The sequence below is a fragment of the Streptomyces sp. PA03-6a genome, assembly GCF_033792765.1.
In the GTDB taxonomy this organism is placed as follows: domain Bacteria; phylum Actinomycetota; class Actinomycetes; order Streptomycetales; family Streptomycetaceae; genus Actinacidiphila.
Genome location: NZ_JARAVK010000448.1, coordinates 1 through 4,189, shown reverse-complemented (window position 1 = coordinate 4,189; position 4,189 = coordinate 1). Strand labels below are relative to the sequence as shown.

General features: G+C 70.7%; 3 protein-coding genes. 1 reads left to right on the top strand and 2 read right to left on the bottom strand.

Going from position 1 to position 4,189, the window contains the following annotated elements; genetic code table 11:
* Both PV350_RS45155 and PV350_RS45150 read right to left on the bottom strand, forming a co-directional pair.
* Positions 1 to 1,036: protein kinase domain-containing protein (locus tag PV350_RS45155; RefSeq protein ID WP_500339135.1), on the bottom strand; the 1,036-nt coding region annotated here is incomplete at its 3' end.
* 10 nt (positions 1,037 to 1,046) lie between these two features.
* Complete coding sequence (locus PV350_RS45150; RefSeq protein ID WP_500339134.1) at positions 1,047 to 1,610, bottom strand: toll/interleukin-1 receptor domain-containing protein; 564 nt, start codon at positions 1,608 to 1,610, stop codon at positions 1,047 to 1,049.
* A gap of 944 nt (positions 1,611 to 2,554) precedes the next feature.
* On the opposite strand from PV350_RS45150, the gene PV350_RS45145 reads away from it, so the two are divergent.
* Positions 2,555 to 3,127 carry a GNAT family N-acetyltransferase gene (locus tag PV350_RS45145; protein ID WP_500339133.1) on the top strand — a complete coding sequence of 191 codons (573 nt, stop codon included), beginning with the start codon at positions 2,555 to 2,557 and terminating at the stop codon, positions 3,125 to 3,127.
* Positions 3,128 to 4,189 lie beyond the last annotated feature (1,062 nt).

Here is a 4,189-nt window from a genome sequence, read left to right as displayed (position 1 = left end):
ACGCCCCTCTCCTTCTCCTGCCCGTTCCGCTCCAGCGCCCCGGCCGCGGCTGGGGCCGGGGCGTCGGCCGGGGCGCTGGAGCGGAACGGGCAGGAGAAGGAGAGGTGCGTCCCGCGCCCGCCAACAGAGCCGGCGCCGGCGTGAGCGTTTCTCCCAGCAAGGGCGCAGCCAGGTTCCGCAGCACAGCCGTGCCGCGCGCGTCCCAGTTCGGTCCCAGTTCCCTGGCCGCCACGCGCTCCACCGCGATCGCCAGCCTCCCGGCGTCGGGGCGCAGCGCGGGATTCTTCGTCAGCCCGTCGGCGAGCAGCGGGCGCAGCGGCCCGGGGATCGCCGTCATCGGGACCGGTGCCGTGGTGTGCCCCGCCATCACACTGAACAACTGGACCGCGGGAAAAGGAAGGTCACCCGTCAGGCACGTGTGGAACACACAGGCCGCCGCGTACACGTCGGCCGCCGCGGTCGCGGCACCGTCGCCACGCCACAGCTCCGGCGCACGCACTCCCGGCGCGCCTTCCGTCAGCGCGGCGAGCCCGAAACCGGACACCGACACTGCCGCGGCACCACCGACCAGCACCTTGGCCGGCCGTAGATCCCCGTGGACCAGCCCATGGCCACTCGCAGCGGCCAGCGCCCACAGCATGCGATGGAACACCACCAGCGCAGCCGGAGCACGCAACCTCCCGTGCGCCTCCAGCACCCGCGACAGAGCCACGCCCGCGACCGCGTCGCTCACCAGCGCGCCACCAACCGCCCCGACAGACCGGCTGTACGCGGACACCAGCCCCTTGGCCTGAACATACCGGCGCAGCCGCACCACCTCAGGCACATCAATCCCGGCAAGGCGCCCGACGTCCGCCCGGAACGCCTCGCCACGCTGCCGATGGATCAGCAGCCGGGCCGGCACATACCGCACGACCACCAGGCCGCCGCCCTCACCGTCCACCCGCGCCAGCACCGTCCGCCCGCACCGCCCCTGGTGCAATTCCCGCACCTCGGTGCTGCCCGGCAACTGCCACGGCCGGGTCACCATCGCCATCGGCATCCGCTCACGCACCCGTCCGCGACCGCTGCCTGCGCACAATCCCCACCAAACGGGAAACATCAGCGTCATAACGCGGCCCACCGGGCTCACTCAGATCCAGCGGCTCACGGATCGCGGCGAACTGCGGCAACGCCACATCCCCGGTCCGGGCCGGCACGAACCGGAACCCACCGCCGTGCACCCGCTGCAGAAGCGCCGCGTACTCGTCCCTGATCCGCAGGTCGGCCATGGTGGCATCACTGAACAGCAGCACCCCGAACGTCGCACCCGCCAAAGCCCGCTCGGACTCCAGATACGACACCAGCCCCGGCTCCACCCAGCGCACCAGAAACACCCGAATACCGGCCCCTTGCAGGCACCCCGCCAGCCGCTCCGCCTCCTCCACGTCCGGCGCGGCATACGACACGAACACCTCGTAGGCATCCCCGCCCTCAGCCGCCACCAGCCGACCCCCCTCGCCACCACGCCGCCGCCGGATCCGGCCCCTCACCCCGACATAGCCGAAATACGCCGACACCACCGCAATGATCAGGCCAACAACACCGATCGCCAGTTCCACCCCCGCCATGAGCCTATTTTAGGGAAATTGACCACAAAAATAAGAGGTTTGGCAGGGCAGCCCGGCAGGCGCCATCAGCAAGGCGCTGACCTCGCATTCCCGCACCGCAAGCAACCGACAGGCGATCCGGCCGACACACCCGCGCCCAGCGCCCGGCAGGCAGGGCCGATTCTCCATCGTGGTGATCTTGCCGGGTACCGGCCGCAGGATGCCCAGGAGCTTGAATGGATCAGTGAAGGACTCAGAACGTCACCAAGACCCACGGCACCGTTGTGGTGGCCTCCGGTGACGCTACCGACCCTGGCTAGGGCTGCCGGAGGGGTCGATCGATGAGCCCGAACCGCAAGGACGGGCGAGCACTGCCCGTCCTCGCGTTGAGACCCCGCCTCCCGCCAAAGGGACCGGCCGGGATCCGGCCGTGCCGGTCGCTGCGGCTGTGCCGCAGTGACGGAAGAGAACGGTCGGGTGACGAGGGGTGAGGGGCGGTCGTAGGGCGTGACCGGGGCGGGCTTGCGGTGCTGCGGGAGAAGGACTTGGTGCGCGCGGGGCTGGATGTCGCAGGGCTGCGGCGAATCACCGTGCCGTTGGGGCGTGCCGGGGGCGGCAAGTGGCACGTGCCCGCGACAGGGACGGGGTGGCGGGTGCATTGCCGGTACGCGGAGCATCTGACCGGAAGTCCGCAGGTACTGCTGGACGCGCGGGAGCAGGTGTGCCAGCACTGCATCGGCCTGGTGAAGTGAACGGCGTACCTCCATCCGTCCGGAGTCCGGTACAGGACGAGACTGGTCAACGTCCCCCGGGGGCGCCACGGCCGCCGCCTACTCGCCATGCCGGCGAGGGACTGCGCACTCGCCGCCCGTGCGGCGCGTTCGGCGTCACCGGGACGTACGCGGCCCCGACCGTCCGGGTAAACGGATGGTCGAGGGCGAGCGTGACGCGACAGGATGCTCCACATGACACTGCCCACCCCCGAGCTGCACACCGCTCGCCTGCGACTGCGGCCGTTCACCGACGCCGACGGGGCGCCGCTCTACGCGCTGCACAGCAGCACCCACGTGCTGCGTTACTGGGACTCCCCGCCGTGGACCGAACCGGCCCGCGCCCAGCGCTTCATCGCGACCTGCCGGACGATCGAGGAGGAAGGCACGGGAGCGCGGATGGCCGTCGACCGCGTCTGCGACGGCGCGTTCATCGGCTGGTGCGGCCTGTCCAGATGGAACCCGGACTTCCGCAGCGCGTCCCTTGGCTACGTCTTCGGCGCCGCCGCGTGGGGCCACGGCTACGCCACGGAGACCGCGCACGCCGTCCTGCAGTGGGCGTTCGACACCCTGGACCTGAACCGCGTCCAGGCCGAGACCGACACCCGCAACGTGGCGTCCGCCCGGGTCCTGGAGAAACTCGGCTTCGTCCGCGAAGGCACCCTCCGCGAGGACTGCGTCGTCAACGGCGACGTCTCCAACTCCTGGGTCTTCGGCCTCCTCCGCCGCGAGTGGCACCCGACGAGCACGCCGACGGCCGGCCGATAGGACCGAGACGCGCCGGCCTTTCAGTCCACAACCTCCACCGAGGTCACCGTGACTCGCTCCGGCGAGCTCAACGTCTTGGCTTGCCCCACCGATCCCGACCATCCGCACCGCTGGAGCATGGAGCGGCAGCATTCTCATCTGCGTACTCGGGTGCTGTCGCTTCTCGTAACATCGAACACGCTACGGCCCGGGTGCCTTCCGAAGCACTGAACAACTGCTGTCGTCACCGGTGAACCAAGCCACCACGCACCTCTGGCACTGTTCGCCCGTATCCCCGGGCAACCGCCCCGGCCCCGCATGGACAGGGCAATGTCCAAACCGGCGTCTCTGCTTCGGCGTTACCACTGGGCCGGTGCCCGGGGAAGTCGCGACCGATCTGGGGTGCACCGGCCGTCCACCAAGGTGTGGGGCGGCCCGATCATCCGCCGCAACCGCACGAAATCATGGCCGGGGCGCAAAGTCGGGTCGCGTCCGGGTGCCACCGCTGCGGCGGCAGATGGGTGCCTTGGGCTGAGGTCTTCCACCGAGCCGGGGTACTCCTACGGGCGCAACGGGCTGGTGATGCGGGTCCTGGTGGCTCAGGACGCTCCCCCGCACACGCTTGGGGCGTCCGGTGGCGCCGCCGGGCGCGTTGCGGACAAGCTCAGCCGCGGAAAAGGGGCGGGCCGCGCGCCGGGACGGCACGCCCGCGCCCGCCCGGCGGGACAGTCGGGCAATCTCCCGTCCAACCCCTTGGCACGTATCCGGGCCGCGCAGCCACATGGCCCACAGCCGGTGCGAACGTCTGTGCAGATTCGCCGCACCCGGCGGCCAAGCCCTGCCGTCTGCGCTCCCCCGCAGACGGCAGGTCTTCCCTTCGACGACCCAAGTGTTCCGCCAGACGCTGCCGACAGCGTTGCGGGCCGAGGAGGATGGGTGACCCATTCCAGTCCCCTGTATCCAGGCGGCTTTGTGCCACACCAGCCTGCTGCTCACGCTGCCCCAGGACCGCAGCCACCCAACCAGGTACAGGACGGTAGCTTCGCGACCACCCACTCCCCCAGCACCGTGACCGGGCCCGCC